Source organism: Pseudomonas sp. BAV 4579 (assembly GCF_009765395.1).
Classification (GTDB): domain Bacteria; phylum Pseudomonadota; class Gammaproteobacteria; order Pseudomonadales; family Pseudomonadaceae; genus Chryseomonas; species Chryseomonas aestiva.
On sequence record NZ_WHOV01000246.1, the window covers coordinates 1 to 1,587 of the forward strand.

The following is a 1,587-nucleotide window of genomic DNA, read 5'->3' on the forward strand; positions in this document are numbered from 1 at the left end:
CAAGACCGCCTTCACCTCCAACACCCATGACCAGCTCAGCGCCACCAGCGTGCCTATGCTGGAGCCCGCCCATGTGGTGGGCCTGCCCAAAGGGCAGTGCTACGCGCTAATCGAGGGGGGCAACTTATGGAAGGTGCGGATGCCGCTGCCGGCGGTGGATCCGGATGAAGCGATGCCCAAGGACCTGCAGGAGCTCGCGGAGAAGATGCGCAAGGCCTACCAGGTGGGTCAGGCCACTGGCAGCGAGTGGTGGGAGGCCCCTGGGCAGCGCCAGGTCGCGGATGATCTTCCGCTGGATCTGCAGGACGACTTCAAAAGGATGACACAGGGTTCGGAGGATGCGGCATGACCACCGGCCTTGATCACGACCACTCCATAGGAGGCCGCTAATGGCCGACGTCGCCCAGCGCGCCCAGCAGCAACAGGTTAAGGAGCAGACCTTCATCGGGTCGGTGCTCAGCTTCCCCTTCCACTTCATCGGTGTGATGTTCCTGTCCCTGGGCGGCGCGATCCTGGTGGACTGGCTCTGCCTCTACTTCTTCTGGCCAGAGGCCGGTTGGCACCATGCCAAGGGCATGCTCGATCATGAGCTGGGTTGGCTGTCACAAGGCTTCCTGTCCAGCGTCGTGGTCCAGGAGCCCGGGCACACAGCGACCTGGCTGGTAGGGCTGATCTACGACTGGCTGTTCGTGAAGACCGGGTTGGTCCAGTGGCTGACCGGGATGCAACAACTGGCGACGGCTGGCCCGCGGAGCGAGCTCGATGTGCGCTACCTGGCCGCGCAGAGTGTGACGACGGTGCAGACCTACGGTCTGTCGGCTCTCTTCACCATCCTGGTGTTCTGCGTGCGCCTGGTGATCCTGACCCTGGCGGTACCGCTCTTCGCCATGGCCGCCCTGGTCGGCTTCATCGACGGCCTGGTGCGGCGGGACATTCGCAAGTTCAGCGCAGGCCGTGAGTCGAGCTACTTCTACCACAAGGCCCGCAGCACGATGCTACCGCTGGCCCTATTGCCCTGGTCGCTCTACCTCGCCTTGCCGATCAGTGTGAGCCCGCTCCTGGTGCTGTTGCCGTGTGCAGCGCTGCTGGCCTTGTCGGTGAACCTTACGACCGCGTCCTTCAAGAAATACCTATAGCTACCGGCGTGCTTCGTGGCCCCAGCCCGGCCACAGAGCGCTTTGCTCCGACATCAAAATGTAGGGGTGGTATTGAAAATCTGTCCCAGCGAATCTGGAGAGACCCATGCAGTGGACCTCTGAACAAGCCCCCGCCATCGCGTCAAACGCCCGCAAGTTGCTGATCCAGGCCTTTGCCGGTACTGGCAAGACCACCACCCTGGTGGGCTACGCCAATGCCCACGCGGACGTACAGATGCTTTACCTCTGCTACAACAAGTCGGTGGAGATGGCGGCCAAGAATCGCTTTCCGCGCAACGTCACCTGCAAGACCGCCCACGGCCTGGCTTATGCGGTCTATGGCACCCAGTACCAGCACAAACAGGCCGGTAACCTGCGTATCACTGAGGTTGCCCGGGTGCTGAACACCCAGGACTGGGAGCTGGCCAGGGACGTCGTCAATACGCTCAAC

Annotated in this window: 1 protein-coding gene and 2 pseudogenes; all 3 read left to right on the forward strand. The window is 62.6% G+C overall.

Annotation, left to right across the window (positions count from 1 at the left end):
- Nucleotides 1-349, forward strand: a pseudogene (locus GSQ95_RS25725) (conjugative coupling factor TraD, PFGI-1 class); the annotation flags it as partial.
- Between the two features lie 40 nt (nucleotides 350-389).
- On the forward strand, nucleotides 390-1,136 hold the full coding sequence (locus GSQ95_RS25730) for a TIGR03747 family integrating conjugative element membrane protein (protein ID WP_158894434.1): 747 nt from the start codon (nucleotides 390-392) through the stop codon (nucleotides 1,134-1,136).
- A gap of 106 nt (nucleotides 1,137-1,242) precedes the next feature.
- Nucleotides 1,243-1,587 (forward strand): annotated as a pseudogene (locus GSQ95_RS25735) (DNA helicase); the annotation flags it as partial.

Excerpts from the sequence above, each read along its gene's own strand:
- GSQ95_RS25730 (WP_158894434.1), top strand. The coding sequence starts at position 390 with ATGGCCGACGTCGCCCAGCGCGCCCAGCAGCAACAGGTTAAGGAGCAG.